Source organism: Mobilitalea sibirica (genome assembly GCF_015999265.1).
In the GTDB taxonomy this organism is placed as follows: Bacteria; Bacillota; Clostridia; order Lachnospirales; family Lachnospiraceae; genus Mobilitalea; species Mobilitalea sibirica.
Genome location: NZ_JAEAGR010000001.1, coordinates 37,758 through 55,538, shown reverse-complemented (window position 1 = coordinate 55,538; position 17,781 = coordinate 37,758). Strand labels below are relative to the sequence as shown.

The following is a 17,781-nucleotide window of genomic DNA, read 5'->3' as shown; positions in this document are numbered from 1 at the left end:
ATCTCAGTTGCAAAAGTTAGGATTTGATTATTGTAATTTTGCTATTAACAAGTAAAATTTAATGGATTATTTTGTGATAGGATTTAGAAACAAGATCATTCAGATGAGTAAAGATTGTGCACTGAAAAATAAGTTATTCGATTAGTCTAATGATACCAGAATAATAATTATAATTTCTTTAAGTATTATGATATCAAATGATACCTTAAATTCTTCACGAATCAATATTAACATAAATTGTAAATTTGTGCAATATGTCTTTTTATATTTTCATATTTTATTTTTTTATATTTATTTTATCACTTTTACTATAGATTTATCGCATATACTTAGTACTATATTATGTAATATTCCTTAATTAAGTTTTTATTTTAGTGTTTTTGCACAATTTAGCGTATTGTTCCAAAAATATATGCATTAGGTTTAATATAATTATATTAAGAATATCTCTGAGAACAGAAAAACATTGCGTTTTGAGAGTTTTGAACGTTATCACAATAGATGAAATAGCTTGAACAGTATGTCTAAATAATAGGTTAACAGGATAATAAAAGGGAGCATAGTAAAGAAGCTGTGCAAAATGAATTTACATTTTACAACAGCCTCACTTAAATATGAATTAATTTAATTTCTAATATAGTTCAATGTTTTTCTTAAATAGCACCCAAGTGCTGACAAAGTAAGAGACAAACAAGACGATTATTATCATCATCATCTTAAATAACGCATCATAGAATTCTTTGCTACCGATAAGTGTATTAATAATCACTTCAGTCCATTTCATATAGAATCGTCCGGTAATAATTGCACTAATGCCTGCAAAGAGAATTGGAAGGCCGAACCATATACCCATTTGACTCAAAATAATGCCATTAATTGAAGTATCTGATACCCCCATCTTTTTTATGATTTGAAATCTGTGTTTAAAATCAGAAGAATCCGCCAGTTGGTGAAGAGAAAGCACTGTAAAGCTAATCACGAATAATACAATTCCTCCGTAAAATAGTAGTAATTTCGTCAGTAAGGCTACAGATATTCCTTCATTTCTCTGTTTCGTTCGCATACGAAGCTCTGTATAGTACTGATGATCCTTAGAAATCTGTTCTATCTTCTGATTTAAAGCTGCATTTATCTCCTGTGCAGTTTCATAAGACATTTTACTCATGGCATTACCATAGTAATTACATTTTCCTATCAGTAAACTTTTACATAAGATATCAGGTATAATTATAACTACCGAAGTATCACTACTAAAGGAATAAATGGCCTCTCCAAGCTTTTCCCTATGTCTGATTTCATTTGCCTGAACTAAATTTTCATTGTTAATCGTAATTGTTTTGTTTTCTTTCAGGTATTTTTCAATTTCTTCTTCAGTTACGCTATAATGCCATTGTAAGCTAAACTCATTTTCCTTTAAATCAATTTGTGTCGACCCAGCCATCGCCCTTAGATGATTATAATCTGATAGGGAAATCGCCATTATGGGTTGTTCGAAGCTACCTTCTACAAACTCTTTATCATTAAGATAATAGAATTCCACTTTCAAACTATCTTTAAGCACAATGCCCATTTCCTCCAAAGTTTCTTCCACATAGGTAAAATCACCATCGGGAAGGGTATTCAAGGTTGTCTTTGAATTACCTTCTGTAGCAATCTGTATATCATAGACTGCTCTTTCTTTCAGATATCCCATAGCCCATCCTGATAAAATCGGATCAACAATGAATGTTGTAATAGCCAGTAATATGGTTCCGGCTAAGATTGACATCGTCCGTGTATTAGAAGTTAGCCTTGCGTTAATCTGTCCTACGATAAATAATGTGTTCCCTTTATATTTCCATCTCTTTGATTTTGTCTTAAATATCTGCATTAACGTTGACAGAGAATAAAACACTGCAAACATGAAAAACACCAGATATATCATTACATACATATAGGCTCCGTTCGTAGTTGTTCTATCCATTAGCGGATGACCTGCTACAATCATTAACGCAAACGCAATAATTAAAATCGTAAAACCTGTTAGTATTATTATTAATTTTTGTATAGATAAGAGCTTACGCTTTATTATGCAGAGAATCAGGTACATTGCGACTGTTCCGGCAAAAAACAAAGGAAGAATTAAATTTCCATAAAATGATACGACATCCATAAACCCCCTGCTACCAAGAATCATTACATCCTTATATTGTTTATATAACAAAAGTCCATCCATTACTTTATTTATGGATATTGCTGTCATTACTAAAATCATAAAAGGCATAAGGAACTCCTTTTTCATATCATCTTGTAATTCCTTGTTCGCTCTCAACATATCGACAATCTTCATTTTTCGTATTTTTCTGATATTTAAAAAGCCTATCAGAATAAAAACTGCACAGAAGCCTATTACCGTTATCAGTACGGTATCTGGGAACAGAGAAAAATACATATGATATTCTTCTTCAAAAAAACTCATGATATTAGAAGTTAATACCTGTGAAAAAAAAGCCCCTAATATAATTCCTATTACGATAGAGATAAGTCCCATAATCAGTGTTTCAACAAAAAACAGAAAAGCTACACTTTTTTGTTCCATGCCAAGGAGTGTCTGAATTGCAAATTCCTTTTGTTTGCGTCGTAATATATAGTTATTTACATACTTCACCAAAAATATCAGAACAGCAGTAATACCAATCACCGGATATCGCATTAAATTTTGTAGCAGTTTTAGGTCATATTCCACGGGAAGGCTACTAACATAATATCTGCTGCTGATTGACATGAAGGAATAGAATAGTCCGACACAAATCATTAAGGTAACGATATAGATCAGATAATCTTTCATGGATTTTCTCGCATTGCGAAGTGCCAATTTAGCGTACATCTCTTAAGTCACCTCCTAGCAAGGTCATTACATCAAGGATTTCTCCAAAAAATTGCTTTCTTGACTTATCACCCCTGATGATTTCATTAAATATCTTCCCGTCTTTTAGAAAGAGTATTCTTTTTGCATAGCTCGCTGAGAATGCATCATGGGTAACCATAAGAATTGTGGCTGCTAATTCTTCGTTCATACTGATTAGCGTTTCCATCAGCATTTGTGCTGACTTTGAATCTAAGGCTCCGGTCGGTTCATCTGCCATAATAACGTTTGGCTTATTAACAATTGCTCTTGCACATGCACATCTTTGCTTTTGACCTCCGGATACCTCACCAGGATACTTATTCAGTATTTCATTGATACCAAGCTTATCTGCTATGTGCTTCACTTTACCTGGAATTTCAGCAGCTGGTACTTTATTAATTGTCAAGGCATAGGATATATTTTCTTCTAATGTCAGAGTATCCAGCAGATTAAATTCCTGAAAGATAAATCCAAGGTTTTCTCTTCGAAACTGCGCCAGTTTACGATCATCAATTTCTGTAATATCCTGTCCCCCAAGATAAATATGTCCAGCACTAACTGTATCAATTGTTGAGATTACATTTAAAAGTGTCGTCTTTCCTGAGCCTGAAGCTCCCATCACTCCGATAAATTCACCTTCATACACGGAAAAGCTGATATCATCAATAGCCTTCGTTATATTATTTTTGTTACCGTAATATTTTTGGATGTGATCAATTTTAAGTACTTCCCTTTTCATTTTGCCTCCCTTGCCTGTGCGGCATTTCAAATAATTATATTTTTTGATTATGTTTATTTGTGATGATATAATTCTGAAATCAGTTACTCCTGATTTCCTTTTCTATTGTCCAACAATTTATTGCTTAATTGTATAGAAATAACTTACCGACTTCTTACAATTTTGTAAGAAATCAATAAGTTATCAATGTAAGTCATGTGTAAGGAATATAAATTTATCATTACTTATCTACTTCAGCCTGCCTGTTGCAAAGGTTAAAATGATTTTGGTATAGCTACCGATTTGGGATTTAACATCGATCAACACATCTAATTTTTCACAGAGTTTCTTACATAGATATAATCCAATTCCTGTTGATTTTTGCAGCTCATGTCCGTTCTTTCCGGTAAAACCCTTATCAAAGATTCGGGGCAGATCCTCGCTTAATATTCCAATACCATCGTCTTCGATTATGAGATTTGTTTTACTACCGATCACTTCAGAATAAAAAACTATATTGGTTGCACCATATTTTGCGGAATTGACGATACATTGATCAAGAATAAATACAATCCATTTACCGTCTGTAAAAACACTCTGGTCACATTCCAACTTAACCTGAATCTTCTTCTCCAATAGCAGTTGCTTATTATTCTGAATCGATTTCTTTACCACCTCATCTAAATTCACTTCTTTGATAAGATAGTCCTTCTCTACATTTTTACTTCTTGCATAGAACAGAACCTGTTCCACACAGCGGTTTGCCCGTTCCAATTCCTGAAGTACTTTGATTGCTTCCGGAGTACGATTATTATCACAAATTAGTTTCATGGCTGCAAGAGGGGTTTTCACCTCATGAACCCATTGTTCAATATATTCTATATAATCATTGCATTCATGGATGGTTTCGGAGATCTCCTCCAACATTGCCTTATTTCCCATATGTAATATTCTATGATAAATAACGTCCTCTAGACGGTGAGACTTTTCCATAACATCTGCAATTAAATATTTTTGTTTTAGATGCTTAAGAGACTCAAGAAGAGAATTGTAATACCGCTTTCTACAGCTATAATCAAAAGAGTAATATAAAACCAGAACAAAACCCCATCCGACGAGCAAAAGTGTAATTGCATCATTTGAATTTCCTAACATACTCATAAAGGATGACACTGCAACCGCACCCAATATCTGAAGTATGTTCGGTATGCATTTATCTTTTAAATAACTGTATCCACTCATTCACTCACCTAATCCTTATCAATATAGTATCCCCTTCGATGTTTTGTTTCAATTAAATGATATACTCCAATCCCCTCAAGCTTGTTACGAATACGGGTTATGTTAACACTTAACGTATTATCGTCAACAAACATCTCATTATCCCACAAATGATCAATAAGGTCAGCTCTTGGTACAATCTTTCCTACATGGCGAAACAGATAGGCCAATATTCTCATCTCACTTTTTGTTAATTCTGCTTCCAATCCGTCTTTTATAAGCCTTCCGGTCTCAATATTAAGTGTGATCCCTTTATGCTCCAATACTAATTGATTCTCATCCTTATATACTCTTTTTAAAAGTACTGCTATCCGAGTTAATAGGATGGATATATTGTAGGGCTTAGTAATAAAATCATCACCGCCCATCATCAAACTCTGTAACTCATCGATATCGGTATCACGGCTCGTGACAAAGATAACAGGTACATCAGAAAAGGCCCGCAGCTTCATACATATCTTAAGCCCATCTTCACCCGGTAGGTTAATGTCCAGCAATACAATGTGGGGTTTTATCTCCTTTAACTGATTAACAACGTTAGTAAAATCTACAATATCGCATACCTCATAACCATGATTGGCCAACACCAGATGTAATTCACTTCTTATCGTATTATCGTCTTCTACCACCGCTATTTTGTACATGGTCAATTCCTCTTTCCACCGTTATTCAGGATTCTATACCATCAACTATATATATATCATACAAGTAGCATTGATTAAATCCTTCAAATAAATCCTCTTATTTGATATTATTTCCATTACCAACATCCATATCATCTTATCACAGATATTCCCTTTTATCTACCAAAAATATGTCACGAATTTAAACCAACAAACAAGTTGTAGATTATACTGCAATAAATCTTAATTTGGGTATTTCTGTAAATTATCCACGCAGTATTGTTGATAATGTGGATAAATGCCATTAATTGGAAATTAATATTTTGTATTTTTGACATACTATGTCCAATGACTGTGATTTAATATGAATGACTAACTTAAAGGAGCTTAAAACCCATGCCATTTCTGAAACATGACCGTCGACCGGTTATTCGACATCCCCATGGACATCCGGTAGCTGTTATTGCCGCTTTTAATGTACTCGGTGATTTTATCCCAAGATATTTTTGCATTGAAGATGATAATCAGGAGCTGTTTAAATATAAAATTCATTCAGTAATTTCTACGAAAGATAGATATATGTTAAAAGAATTTTACTGTGTTTATGATACTTACGATTACAGAACCAATATACTTCTTATCTTTGATATTACCAAATGCCGCTGGACGATAGGATAACTATATTGACTATTCCTCTACAATAAGAGGTCTTATCATATCGGGATCTTCGTGCTCTAATATATGGCAACGCCATATATAATCCCCGGAATGTTCTTTAAAATGCATTACAATAGAAGTTACCTGCCCAGGATCTGCCCTCACCATAACATACTTGCCCTGCTGATTATCTTTGTCTGTTATTATAATCGACATATTAATTGTTAATTAGATAAAATATAGAACAAAAACACAAAAACCAACATAATATAATATGAAGAACATAATTTTAACATTGTTTAATTGACAGGAGGTTATGTATATGTTCCAGTATCAAGCATCTGAAAAAACCTTCAATTGTTTTGACAGTAAGTTCTGTGATAATGTACAGATCCCAAGTTTACCGTTAAAAGGCCCTAAGCCGTTTGACCAAATCCTCCATTGTATTCATAAAGCAATCGAAGATGAAGCAAACGCCGTTGATTATTACCGACATCTTTTAAAAGATGCTCCAAATAAACTCCACTGTGAATTCCTTCAGCAGATTTGTGATAATGAATTAGAACACTTACACATATTTATAAAGTTATATATATATTATACCGATTGCGAACCAAAATACTGTGTTACTCCTGCCTGTATAAAATGTTACAGGGAAGGTTTATTAAAGGCTTTAACCGACGAACTAGCGACTGTTACTCTTTATCGAAACGTTCAATTATCTACTATGGATCAGGTTATCATCGATACCTTCTACATGGTAATGATTGACGAGCAAAGTCACGCAACTATGTTAAGTACCTTATTCAATAACTTTCCATGTAAATAATCAGAAAGTATAATATTTCTCTATCCTGCTAAAAGGAATATAATATTTATATGATTAAGGCCTGTTACTAAATGAATCATTCGGGAATATAACAGAAGTGCCCCGGGTGAAGGGTCACTTTTCGCACTCACAGAGTGAAGGACACATCGTTTAGTATGTATGAATAGAGGGAACATAATTGTTCCCTCTATTCATACATATTCAACAATATGTCCCTCAAACAGTGTATTACAGCAAGTCATACTCTCAGTATATTCATCTAGTAACCGCTCTACAAAGTCATAATATAAACATAACCTATATCGCTGTACATATAGGAATCTATATCTTTATTTACCGAGCTTAATCATATGGAAGCTTTTATCGCATAATATTGCCTGCAATATACCACCTTCTATCTTAGCATTATCCCCCTTAACAGGAACCACATTATTCGGATTCTCCTCTGTATTAACAGCTTTTAAATCAGAGTGGGTTAAAACGATATGTTCTTTCACCTGATAATCTTTAAACTGTCGTAAATCGCAGGTTAACTCCATAGAATCCTCCAGATCCTTATTAACAGCAAATATCGTTAGAGTTTCCTCCTCCTCATTCACAACACAGACAGAATCTAGATAGGGTGCATCCCCTTGTTTACTTTCATAAACCGGTGCCTTTACAATGGTATTTAGTACTGTCCCGCGTCCATGATTACTGATCAGTTCAAAAGGATAAAAAATTGTCTGCATCCATGCACCAGTATCCGAGGTCATGATGGGAGCAATTACGTTAACGAGCTGTGCAAGACATGCCACTTTTACGCGGTCTGCATGACGGAGCATGGTAATCATCATACCTGCAACTAATAATGCATCTTCAAAATTATAGACATCCTCCAATTGATGAGGCACTTTACACCAACGTTCCAACTTTTTATCTTGGTTATTGGAATGGTACCATACATTCCATTCATCGAAGGATAGCTGAATGGTTTTATTTTTACGTTTCTTTGCTTTCACCGCATCACAGATTGATATAACCGATTGAATAAAACGATCCATAGCAACGGTGTTAGCAAGAAATTCCGGCGTATTATTATCGCGATTTCCATAATACTGATGTAACGATAGATAATCGACCTGGTCATAGCATTCCGAGAGTACTGTATCCTCCCAAGAACCAAAGGTGGGCATATCAAGGGCAGAGCTACCACAGGCTACCAACTCTATGGAGGGATCTACCATCTTCATAATTCTTCCTGCTTCTGCTGCAAGTCTTCCATATTCAACTGCTGTTTTATGTCCCATCTGCCAGTGACCATCCATCTCATTGCCCAGACACCATAACTTAATATCATGGGGCTGTTCATATCCATGTTTTTTTCTCATATCACTATAATAGCTTCCACCTTGAATGTTACAATATTCTACGATATTCTTGGCATCCTCGATACCTCTAGTTCCCAGATTAACTGCCATCATCGCAGAGGTATTGGCTTTCTTCGTCCAGTCCATAAATTCATTTAATCCAAACTGATTAGTTTCAATAACACTCCAGGCAAGATCTAATTTCTCTGGACGCTCATTTTTGGGACCAACTCCATCTTCCCAGTGATAGCCCGATACAAAATTACCTCCAGGATAACGGACAATAGGAACGTTTAATTTACGAATGAGTTCAACTACATCCTTTCTCATACCCTGTTCGTCTGCAAACGGACTTTCAGGTTGATAGATTCCTTCGTATACAGCTCGTCCAAGATGCTCAATGAATGAACCATAGATACGATGATCAATTTCTCCAACAATAAAGTGTTTATCAATAATTAACGTTGACTTTTTCATTCTTCGATTTCCTTTCTTATATACTAAAAGATACTTAAATTATAACAACTCATAAGGTTATGAAAATATCATTATTTCTTATATTATTGACTTTTCTTCCGGTTATAAGTATGATATAAGAGCGTAACAAAATTAGACAAACTCCTTCACTAAGTATATTGAAAGTCTGTCATAAAACGTTATTTTTATCTATTTAGAAAGTAGTCCTCTGGGATTTAGCAATAACAAGATTATAAGTTGGCCAAGCTCTTATAATTAAGAATACAGGCTGACCAATCATAATAATGAAATATAAGAAAGAGAGTACCGAACAGGGTAGTCTAAAGTAAGTAAAGTAAAACTAGGTAAATAAATAAAAAGGCTCTATGGAACTACAAAAAGATAACACATAGAAAGCGAGATAAAAGATGATAACGATTGATTATTGCGGATATCACACACATAATCCTGATCGCGATACTATTTTACGTCCATCCGGAACAACCAGCTATCTTTTTTTACTGATACTATCACCAATGACTTTTTACTTTCCGAATAAAAGCACAGTGAGTGCAAAGCCCGGAGCATGTATCCTTTATTCTCCCGGAAATCATCAGCACTATCAGGCAGATAACGAGTTTTTCAACAGTTATGTACACTTTTTTTGTGATCATGAAATCATTAAACAATATAACATAAAACAGAATACGATTTTTTACCCGGATAATACCGAAGAGCTTAATTGGCTGCTGAAGAAGATTTACCAGGAATACATAAATAAATTTTCAAAGGCAGCTCAAATGACGGATCTATATATTCATCAGCTTCTCATATTGCTTCACAGAGGTCAACTTCGGGAGACAATTCCTAATGAGCAAAGGCAGAATATTTACCCTGAGCTTCTAAGTCTTCGTGAACAGATGCTGGCAAGCTGTGAGCAACCATGGACTGTGGAAAAGATGTGTAAAATATTAAATATCGGAAAAAGTCAACTTTATAAGTACTATGATCTTTTCTTCCATAGCACCCCGAAGGAAGAGCTAATTCAAGCAAGATTACAGAAAGCAAAATACCTGATGAAGAATGATGCTGTAACGATCAAACAAGCTGCATATGATTCAGGTTTCAATAACATTTGCCATTTCAATCGGATATTTAAATCCCAATGCGGATGTACACCGGGGGATTATAGAGAAGAAGGAACGTAAAAGAAATAAACACTATCTCCAAGCTTCCAGTAGCCCTGAATTATGACTGAATGGCCTTCTTGTCCACTGGATTCCCAATACATGACATAGAGGATTTTGCCCTTGTCCAATAAGTCCAACATCTTGTCTAAATTGATATCAAATGAAACACTAAACATCACGCCATATTGTCGTGCATTAGTCTCTAACTTTACACAAAAATAATAGTAGTACATAAAAAATGACTACTATTATTAGTTCTGTCTCTATTTTTAGCAATACTTTAATTTTTCCTGAAGGATAGATTCTACTCTTTGTTTTATTTGTTCAAATCCCACTCCTAAGGATACTGACAATTCAGTAAATAATAATTCTTTTGCCTTTTCTAAATATTTTTCATCCGTAGCAGATTTTTTTCTTCCTTCCGCTCTTTTTTCATTCTCTTCCTCATTCAAAGCATTAATTATTTCTACTAATTCGCTTGGATTTCCTTCTTTCAGCATTTTATTATAAACACGTTCTCTCATCTTTTTATCAGTAATACGCGGCAAATCACTATTGTCTAATAATGTATCTATAATATCCTCTGCTTTTTCCTTTTTCATAACCTTACGCATTTTTACTTTTTCATTATCAACTGGAGTCATAATAATAGAATTTTTTATATTTACCGGATGCATGATATAATACATATTTTTCTTATTTTCTATCGTTTTCTCTTTTATATCCTTGATTAAACATACACCCCGACAAGAGTAAATAATATAATCACCTTTCTTAAACATTTTATCGCCTCCATTTTTCACCTAGGTTACCAATACAAATATAACATACTAATTATTAAATGTCAACTTGGTTGACATTTTTCTTCTATTATAGTATACTTCTTCTGAGGTGAAATGAGTGGAAAGTGAAGCTAATAACTTAAATTTAATAGAATTAATAAATTTAAAATATTATAAGTTCAAGAAAATGATTGAAAAAGAATGTAAAAACTCATATAACATTTTTATAACTAATTCAGAATGGCTTGTCATTTACCTTATTTATGGGAAACAGCCTACTATTTCAGAAATAGCACAACAAGTCAACATAACAAGGCAGGCAACTCACAAATGTATTAAAGCTTTAAATTCAAAAGGTATTATAACGATTAATAATGTTGTAAATAATAACAAGAAAAAATGTCTTAAACTTACCCCATTGGGTGAACGTTTATTCTTAGAAAATAATATGTTTAAAGAAGCAGTCGAACGAGATCTTGCAGAACAAATAGGGTTAGAAAATTTAAACCTGTTAAAAAGCTTGCTTAAAAAGATATAAAACCGCTGCCCCTGCAGACACAAAAAAGCTCATACTTTCGTATGAGCCTTTCTGTGTCTACAGGGGCAGTAGGATTTGAACCCACGACCTGCGGTTTTGGAGACCGTTATTCTACCAGCTGAACTATACCCCTATTTATGTCGCCTATTTATAGTACTATGAATTGTCTTAATTGTCAATATAATTTTAAGATTTTAGCACGACTTTGCACTGTAATATTTTGGTATATCAAATCTCGTTTATATTTTATAGTATGTATGAGTGTAATTTATTCCATAGTCAGCATCAACTCTGCACCAGCAATTGTACCATTCAAACTTTTCTCTTAATTTTACGTGAGAAGAATTTATGTTCCATTAAGACAATACGCAAGTCACATATAGTACAATAATTGTACATGCTAATTATTTATCTATTCTATCAATTACTTTATATACATCCTCATTACTTCTTGAATGTTTTTAACACCGATTAACTGTATTCCCTGAACCTTGATGTGCTCTTTATTCGCTTGTGGTAAAATACATGTCTCAAAGCCCATTTTGGCAGCTTCAATAGCCCTTTGTTCCGCCATATTAACTGCTCGGATTTCTCCGGTCAGACCTACCTCACCGAATAATATTGTTCTGTTATCTAAGGCTACGTTCTTATAACTGGATAAGATTGCAGATACTACCGCAAGATCCAGTGCCGGTTCCGTAATTCGTATTCCGCCTGCTACATTAACATAGGCATCACAGTCCGCTAGTTGAATGCCAAGGCGCTTTTCTAAAACTGCCATGAGCAGATTTACACGGTTATAATCTGTTCCGGCTGCTGTTCTTCTTGGCATATTAAAATTCGTCCGGCAAACCAAGGCCTGTACTTCAACCAGGATAGGTCTTGTCCCCTCAATGGAGGCCGCGACAACAGATCCCGATTCTCCTTCTGGTCTTCCCTTTAACATATATTCGGATGGATTTTTTACCTCAACCAGGCCGGTATTTCGCATTTCAAATACCCCAATTTCATTGGTAGAGCCAAATCGGTTTTTTACTGCTCGTAGTACCCGGTAAGAAGCATGATTATCACCTTCAAAATAAAGTACGGTATCTACCATATGTTCCAGTACCCTCGGTCCGGCAACCATACCTTCTTTGGTCACATGTCCGATGATAAATACCGTTACCCCCAGACCTTTAGCAATACGCATTAACGCAGCGGTAGCCTCCCTTACCTGGCTTACGCTGCCCGGTGCAGAACTCACCTCATCCTTAAACATGGTCTGGATGGAATCGATTACCACGATATCAGGCTTATGCTTTTGAATGGAATCTTCAATTAAATCTAGATCGGTTTCACAAAGGAGCAGAAGCTCGCCGTGAAACACACCGAGCCTCTCTGCCCTCATTTTAATCTGGCTTAAAGATTCTTCACCGGATATATATAATACCTGTTTCGTTTGATTTACGATTTCCCTGCACATCTGTAAGAGCAGTGTGGATTTTCCGATGCCCGGGTCACCTCCGACCAGTACAAGGCTAGCCGGTACAATACCTCCGCCTAAAACCCGGTCCAGTTCTCCAATCCCTGAGCTTACTCTTACATTATCTTCGGTTTTAATACTTGACAGAGTTTCAGGTTCTCTGGCAATTCGACTCTTGCTGCTCGAGGTACTCTTTTTCACAACCGGTTCCTCTACAAACGTATCCCATTGCTTACAGCCTGGGCACTGACCTACCCATTTTGCAGATTCGAAACCACATTCCTTACAGAAGAACACGGCCTTACTCTTAGCCATCTATAGTTTTACCACCTTTATAAAAGCTTTCTCTTCCTCATTCAAATCCACGGAAAATACCAGCTTTCCCCCTAAATTTGTTTTCATTTTGCCAAGATAAGAATCATTTTTAAATATCTCATAATCTTTCTCAGCTTCAAGCTCTAAGGTAATCTGAGCGGTATCCAAACCTACCACCTGATAACTTACTTCATTCTCCTTCATATTCAGGTGAAATACTGCGGTACCGGGCACTGATTCATAAACAAACATGCCGTTCTTCTCGAGCTTTGTTATTTTATTATAGGTTTTTACCTTGTATAAATCCCCTTCATGTTCAAAGTCTGACATTTTAGATTTTACATCTAATTTGTAATTGCCAAAACTTATGGTTCCATCACTTTCCTTGCGTATTAACTCTTCAATAACTGCCATTATATGACCCTCCTAATTGTATTTATTGTAAAAGGCTTTATAACAACTTCGTTATTTTTTATACCTTTTACAATAGGTTCGTAAATTTATCGTGACAGATAACTTAAAATGGAACACTTTTATTACTTCAATTACATTATAAACGAAATAGAGATCAAATTCTACTACAATTTCATAGTTCAATTTCTGAGTGCACTAATATTATTTCGTTTTAACAACCATTTCATTGTCAAGATACTCTATGGATACAGTATCTCCTTCTTTGATATTTCCCGCTAATATTGCCTCTGCCAAACGGTCTTCAATATTCGATTGTATTGCCCTTCTTAAAGGTCTTGCACCGTATTTTTCATCAAAACCTACCTCAGCCAGATGACTGATTACTTCATCACTGGTTTCTAAGGTGATGCTCATCTGTGCTTTGCTTCTCTTGGCAATGGTAGCAACCATGATAGCCACGATACTCTTAATGTCATCTTTTGATAGAGCGTGGAACACGATAATCTCATCAATTCGGTTAATGAATTCCGGTTTGAAGATTCTCTTAACCTCATCCATTACTCCTTCCTTCATCCTCTTATAATCCTCTTTGTCATCGACAACCGAGGTAAAGCCTAGACGTTTCGGGGCTATGATGTTCTGTGCTCCGGCATTGGAGGTCATGATAATAATTGTATTTTTAAAGCTTACTCTTCTACCCTGCGCATCGGTGATATGACCATCATCCAGTACCTGCAATAAAATATTGAATACATCAGGATGTGCTTTCTCTACCTCATCAAACAAGATAACGGAATAAGGATTTTGTCTGACCTTTTCGCTTAATTGGCCTCCCTCATCATATCCAACATATCCCGGAGGGGAACCAATCAGTTTACTTACACTGTGCTTTTCCATATATTCCGACATATCAACTCTAATAATTGAGTTTTCACTGCCAAACATAGCTTCTGCCAATGCTTTTGAAAGCTCCGTCTTACCAACACCCGTAGGCCCTAAAAATAAGAAGGAACCAATTGGACGATTAGGGTCTTTTAAACCTACTCTACCTCTACGAATTGCTCTGGCAACGCTGCCTACGGCTTCATCCTGGCCAACAACTCGTTCATGAAGAATTTTTTCAAGATTTTGAAGTCTTTCTGTCTCTTCTTCTGCCAGCTTCTTCACCGGTATTTTTGTCCAGCTGGATATAATCTCAGCAATTTCATTTTCGTCCACTACCAATTGTTTTTCCGTCCGCTGTTTTTCTTCAAGAACTTTCTGTTTCTCCAGCTGTTCCTGCGCAGCTTCCTGTTGTTTCTTTATCTCACCGGCTTTTTCATAAGCCTCCTGTTTGATTGCTTTTTCTTTCTCATCTTCCAAACGCTTGATTTCCTGTTCCAATTCCTTAACCTGTGGTGAAGAGGTATACGTACTTAATCGGACCTTGGAAGCAGCCTCATCCATTAAATCAATTGCTTTATCCGGCAGATGTCGGTCGTTAATATAACGGCTTGATAACTTTACAGCAGCTTCTAAAGCGCTATCCGTAATGCGTACCTGATGATGTGCTTCGTATTTATCCCGAAGTCCGAATAAAATCTGAATTGCCTCTTCTTCGGAGGGTTCATCTACGACAACCGGTTGGAACCTTCTTTCCAAAGCTGCATCCTTTTCAATATATTTACGATACTCTTCTCTGGTTGTTGCACCGATAATTTGTAACTCTCCACGAGCTAAGGAGGGCTTTAGAATATTGGAAGCATCAATTGCTCCCTCCGCACCACCTGCTCCGATGATGGTATGAATTTCATCAATAAAGAGAAGTACATTGCCATCTCCGATTACTTCACTGATTACTTTCTTAATTCTTTCTTCAAATTCACCACGGTATTTTGAACCTGCCACCATACCAGATAAGTCTAAGGTAACGACCCTCTTTTCCTTAATGACATCAGGGATATTTCCTTCTACAATTTTTAGAGCCAGCCCTTCTGCGATTGCAGTTTTACCAACACCCGGTTCACCTACTAAGCATGGGTTATTTTTAGTTCTTCTGCTAAGGATCTGAACAACTCTTTGTATCTCATTTTCACGACCGATGACAGGGTCTAATTTACCCTCTCTGGCATACTCTGTTAAATCACGGCTGTATTGGTCCAAAGTCGGAGTTGCTGATTTTGCTTTCCCCTTATTCTTTCCTGCTGAATAATCTGTCTTAGCGGCACTTACATCGACACCGGAAGCGGTTAAGATATCAATATATACCTTCTGTATATTTACACCGAGTGTATTCAAAAGACGTACAGCAATACAATCGGTCTCCTTAATAAGTGCAAGTAATATATGCTCCGTTCCAACCAGCTGTGCTTTGAATTTGGCAGCTTCCTTATAGCTTTGGTCCAGAATGCGCTTTGATCTGGGGGTGAAGCTACCGGCATCCATCATTTCAACCCCATTATTCGGAGCAATCAGTTGATTTACCAGTTCCAGAACCTTTTCCACACTGACACCGTTTTCCTCTAATACCTTAGAGGCCACTCCGTCGACTTCCATTAAGCCAATCAGAAGGTGCTCTGTACCAATATAATTATGAGACAGTCGGTAAGCTACTTCCTTCGCTAAATTAATTGCATTTTTTGCATTTTCGGTAAATTTATCATACATCATATTGTGTCCTCCATTCACTTAAGAGTACTTTCATTAATAATTATTCGTCCTGTTTATATAATTGTAGGTAATTCCTTTCTGATATATTCAGCTCTTGACTGATCCCTTGTCGTACTACCTACATTTTTACCAAGGGTCCACTGAAGACTTCCGGGTTGTACTCCCATCATCAGCTTATGAACATTGAATTCCCTATCAAATTTAATTACCCCGCAGTCTGCACCAAACTTTAATTGGGATAACAATGTCATAGCATCGTCGGATGCAATTTGGCGGGCAAATTTTAATATACCGTAAGAGCGGTATACCTGATCTTCTATTTCATCGGAATTAACAGATAGCATATATTCCCGTCTTTTTCTTTCCTGTTTTATAACCTGAGTGACAATACGGTTTAGGTTATCAATAATCTCCCGTTCCGAATTTCCTAAGGTTTTCTGATTAGAAATCTGATAGATACTTCCAAGACTCTTCGTTCCTTCTCCGTAAATACCACGAATCGTAACTCCATACTTGCCTACCTCTTCAATCAGCTTCTGTATCATTCTGGCTGCACTTAAGGCCGGTAAAAAAACCATATAGGAAGCACGCATCCCGGTACCGGCATTGGTTGGGCAGGATGTTAAGTAACCATACTTTTCATCGAATGCAAAATGTAACTTCTCATAAGCAATGTCATCGATACGATCCGCTTCCTCATATGCCTGTTCTAAATTCATTCCACCCACGATGGCTTGTATTCTTACATGATCCTCTTCATTTATCATAACACTGATTGTTTCATCTTCCGATAAGATTAAACCGGTGGTCTGCTTTTTCTCTGCCAGCAGCGGACTGACAATATGCCTCTCAACCATGGCGGACTTATCAATCTCACTTAAGGTACTGATATTACAGGAATAAAACTTTCTATTTGCTTTTTCTGCTAAAGAAGAGGTGATAGTTTTTACTTCTTTAACCAGTTCTGCTGCCTGTTCTTCCTTTAGCTTATTGGAAAAAGAATAGTTTGCTAAATTTCTTGCAAGTCTGACGCGGCTGGAGATCACAACATCGCTGTCTTGGGCAGTTTGTTCATACCATTTAAGCATTATTCGTCTCCTCCTTTTTCATCTCCCGTATCAGATCCCGTAACCTTGCAGCCTCCTCAAACTCTTCTTTCTCGATTGCCTCTTGCAGCTTTAGTGACAGTCTCTCTATTTCGGTAAAGTCCTGTAATATACGGTCTGTATCACTTATGAAACCTTTTGGTCTTTTCCCGGTATGCACATCGGAACCCTGAACACCCTTTAAGGTCTTGCTTAATTCTTTATGAAAGCTGCGATAACAGTTCGCACAGCCAAAACGACCCTTTTGTAAAAATTCTTCATAGGTAGTACTACAGGAATCACACACAATATCCGGCTTACTATCCCCAGTTTCTTTCGTTCCTTTCGTTGTATATGCTTCCAACAAAGTCGATAGCAGATCTCCTAAAGTAAGCTCGCTGTTTAATAGCGGTTTCTCCATTTGAAAGGATGTGTAATCTGCCGCACATTCCTCGCAAAGATGCTGTTCCTTTTTTATTCCATTTATAATCTCGGTATATAATAATTTGGCATCTCTCTTTTGGCATCTATCACATAGCATAG

Annotated in this window: 16 protein-coding genes and 1 tRNA gene; 4 read left to right on the top strand and 13 right to left on the bottom strand. The window is 36.1% G+C overall.

Features of this window, described 5'->3' with window-relative positions; translation table 11 throughout:
- Positions 1-631 precede the first annotated feature (631 nt).
- From I5677_RS00220 to I5677_RS00205, 4 genes are all read right to left on the bottom strand, one after another.
- On the bottom strand, positions 632-2,866 hold the full coding sequence (locus I5677_RS00220; RefSeq protein ID WP_197659545.1) for an ABC transporter permease: 2,235 nt from the start codon (positions 2,864-2,866) through the stop codon (positions 632-634).
- Positions 2,856-3,626 carry an ABC transporter ATP-binding protein gene (locus I5677_RS00215; protein ID WP_197659544.1) on the bottom strand — a complete coding sequence of 257 codons (771 nt, stop codon included), beginning with the start codon at positions 3,624-3,626 and terminating at the stop codon, positions 2,856-2,858. Before I5677_RS00215 ends, I5677_RS00220 begins: the two co-directional genes overlap by 11 nt.
- A gap of 228 nt (positions 3,627-3,854) precedes the next feature.
- The gene (locus I5677_RS00210) at positions 3,855-4,847 is read right to left on the bottom strand and encodes a sensor histidine kinase (RefSeq protein ID WP_197659543.1); all 993 of its coding nucleotides are present in this window, start codon (positions 4,845-4,847) and stop codon (positions 3,855-3,857) included.
- Between the two features lie 8 nt (positions 4,848-4,855).
- Positions 4,856-5,530, bottom strand: coding sequence for a response regulator transcription factor (locus I5677_RS00205; RefSeq protein WP_197659542.1), 675 nt, complete (start codon positions 5,528-5,530; stop codon positions 4,856-4,858).
- A gap of 375 nt (positions 5,531-5,905) precedes the next feature.
- On the opposite strand from I5677_RS00205, the gene I5677_RS00200 reads away from it, so the two are divergent.
- Positions 5,906-6,187, top strand: coding sequence for a hypothetical protein (locus I5677_RS00200; RefSeq protein WP_197659541.1), 282 nt, complete (start codon positions 5,906-5,908; stop codon positions 6,185-6,187).
- A gap of 9 nt (positions 6,188-6,196) precedes the next feature.
- Here the strand turns inward: I5677_RS00200 and I5677_RS00195 are convergent, their stop codons facing one another.
- Positions 6,197-6,382, bottom strand: coding sequence for a multicopper oxidase domain-containing protein (locus I5677_RS00195; protein ID WP_197659540.1), 186 nt, complete (start codon positions 6,380-6,382; stop codon positions 6,197-6,199).
- A 106-nt stretch (positions 6,383-6,488) separates the two neighbouring features.
- Between I5677_RS00195 and I5677_RS00190 the strand changes: the two genes are divergently transcribed.
- The gene (locus I5677_RS00190; RefSeq protein WP_197659539.1) at positions 6,489-6,995 is read left to right on the top strand and encodes a ferritin-like domain-containing protein; all 507 of its coding nucleotides are present in this window, start codon (positions 6,489-6,491) and stop codon (positions 6,993-6,995) included.
- A gap of 329 nt (positions 6,996-7,324) precedes the next feature.
- Here I5677_RS00190 and arfA read toward each other — a convergent pair whose 3' ends face one another.
- The gene (arfA, locus tag I5677_RS00185; protein WP_197659538.1) at positions 7,325-8,821 is read right to left on the bottom strand and encodes an arabinosylfuranosidase ArfA; all 1,497 of its coding nucleotides are present in this window, start codon (positions 8,819-8,821) and stop codon (positions 7,325-7,327) included.
- Between the two features lie 407 nt (positions 8,822-9,228).
- Here arfA and I5677_RS00180 point away from each other — a divergent pair, with 407 nt between their 5' ends.
- On the top strand, positions 9,229-10,008 hold the full coding sequence (locus I5677_RS00180; RefSeq protein WP_197659537.1) for a helix-turn-helix domain-containing protein: 780 nt from the start codon (positions 9,229-9,231) through the stop codon (positions 10,006-10,008).
- A gap of 251 nt (positions 10,009-10,259) precedes the next feature.
- On the opposite strand, the gene I5677_RS00175 is transcribed toward I5677_RS00180, so the two are convergent.
- The gene (locus I5677_RS00175; RefSeq protein ID WP_197659536.1) at positions 10,260-10,772 is read right to left on the bottom strand and encodes a CarD family transcriptional regulator; all 513 of its coding nucleotides are present in this window, start codon (positions 10,770-10,772) and stop codon (positions 10,260-10,262) included.
- Positions 10,773-10,890: 118 nt separating this feature from the next.
- On the opposite strand from I5677_RS00175, the gene I5677_RS00170 reads away from it, so the two are divergent.
- Positions 10,891-11,310: a MarR family transcriptional regulator gene (locus tag I5677_RS00170; RefSeq protein ID WP_197659535.1), complete on the top strand. Its 420-nt coding sequence runs from the start codon at positions 10,891-10,893 to the stop codon at positions 11,308-11,310.
- 60 nt (positions 11,311-11,370) lie between these two features.
- Here I5677_RS00170 and I5677_RS00165 read toward each other — a convergent pair.
- The 6 genes from I5677_RS00165 to I5677_RS00140 form a co-directional block, all read right to left on the bottom strand.
- A tRNA-Trp gene (locus tag I5677_RS00165) sits at positions 11,371-11,443 on the bottom strand.
- A gap of 291 nt (positions 11,444-11,734) precedes the next feature.
- The gene (gene radA, locus I5677_RS00160; protein WP_197659534.1) at positions 11,735-13,090 is read right to left on the bottom strand and encodes a DNA repair protein RadA; all 1,356 of its coding nucleotides are present in this window, start codon (positions 13,088-13,090) and stop codon (positions 11,735-11,737) included.
- Positions 13,091-13,504 carry an endosialidase gene (locus I5677_RS00155; protein WP_197659533.1) on the bottom strand — a complete coding sequence of 138 codons (414 nt, stop codon included), beginning with the start codon at positions 13,502-13,504 and terminating at the stop codon, positions 13,091-13,093.
- A 201-nt stretch (positions 13,505-13,705) separates the two neighbouring features.
- Complete coding sequence (locus I5677_RS00150) at positions 13,706-16,150, bottom strand: ATP-dependent Clp protease ATP-binding subunit (RefSeq protein WP_197659843.1); 2,445 nt, start codon at positions 16,148-16,150, stop codon at positions 13,706-13,708.
- A gap of 56 nt (positions 16,151-16,206) precedes the next feature.
- Positions 16,207-17,241 (bottom strand): protein arginine kinase, encoded by a 1,035-nt coding sequence (locus tag I5677_RS00145; RefSeq protein ID WP_197659532.1) that lies wholly within the window; start codon positions 17,239-17,241, stop codon positions 16,207-16,209.
- Positions 17,234-17,779, bottom strand: a complete 546-nt coding sequence (locus I5677_RS00140) for a UvrB/UvrC motif-containing protein (RefSeq protein WP_197659531.1) — start codon at positions 17,777-17,779, stop codon at positions 17,234-17,236. The genes I5677_RS00145 and I5677_RS00140 overlap by 8 nt, the downstream gene beginning before the upstream one ends.
- Positions 17,780-17,781 lie beyond the last annotated feature (2 nt).

What these genes read in the sequence shown, in the direction of transcription:
- radA (WP_197659534.1), bottom strand. Translation starts at nt 13,090, where the DNA reads ATGGCTAAGAGTAAGGCCGTGTTCTTCTGTAAGGAATGTGGTTTCGAA.
- I5677_RS00215 (WP_197659544.1), bottom strand. Translation starts at nt 3,626, where the DNA reads ATGAAAAGGGAAGTACTTAAAATTGATCACATCCAAAAATATTACGGT.
- arfA (WP_197659538.1), bottom strand. Translation starts at nt 8,821, where the DNA reads ATGAAAAAGTCAACGTTAATTATTGATAAACACTTTATTGTTGGAGAA.
- I5677_RS00150 (WP_197659843.1), bottom strand. Translation starts at nt 16,150, where the DNA reads ATGTATGATAAATTTACCGAAAATGCAAAAAATGCAATTAATTTAGCG.
- I5677_RS00205 (WP_197659542.1), bottom strand. Translation starts at nt 5,530, where the DNA reads ATGTACAAAATAGCGGTGGTAGAAGACGATAATACGATAAGAAGTGAA.
- I5677_RS00210 (WP_197659543.1), bottom strand. Translation starts at nt 4,847, where the DNA reads ATGAGTGGATACAGTTATTTAAAAGATAAATGCATACCGAACATACTT.
- I5677_RS00145 (WP_197659532.1), bottom strand. Translation starts at nt 17,241, where the DNA reads ATGCTTAAATGGTATGAACAAACTGCCCAAGACAGCGATGTTGTGATC.
- I5677_RS00190 (WP_197659539.1), top strand. Translation starts at nt 6,489, where the DNA reads ATGTTCCAGTATCAAGCATCTGAAAAAACCTTCAATTGTTTTGACAGT.
- I5677_RS00200 (WP_197659541.1), top strand. Translation starts at nt 5,906, where the DNA reads ATGCCATTTCTGAAACATGACCGTCGACCGGTTATTCGACATCCCCAT.
- I5677_RS00140 (WP_197659531.1), bottom strand. Translation starts at nt 17,779, where the DNA reads ATGCTATGTGATAGATGCCAAAAGAGAGATGCCAAATTATTATATACC.
- I5677_RS00155 (WP_197659533.1), bottom strand. Translation starts at nt 13,504, where the DNA reads ATGGCAGTTATTGAAGAGTTAATACGCAAGGAAAGTGATGGAACCATA.
- I5677_RS00180 (WP_197659537.1), top strand. Translation starts at nt 9,229, where the DNA reads ATGATAACGATTGATTATTGCGGATATCACACACATAATCCTGATCGC.
- I5677_RS00220 (WP_197659545.1), bottom strand. Translation starts at nt 2,866, where the DNA reads ATGTACGCTAAATTGGCACTTCGCAATGCGAGAAAATCCATGAAAGAT.
- I5677_RS00175 (WP_197659536.1), bottom strand. Translation starts at nt 10,772, where the DNA reads ATGTTTAAGAAAGGTGATTATATTATTTACTCTTGTCGGGGTGTATGT.
- I5677_RS00195 (WP_197659540.1), bottom strand. Translation starts at nt 6,382, where the DNA reads ATGTCGATTATAATAACAGACAAAGATAATCAGCAGGGCAAGTATGTT.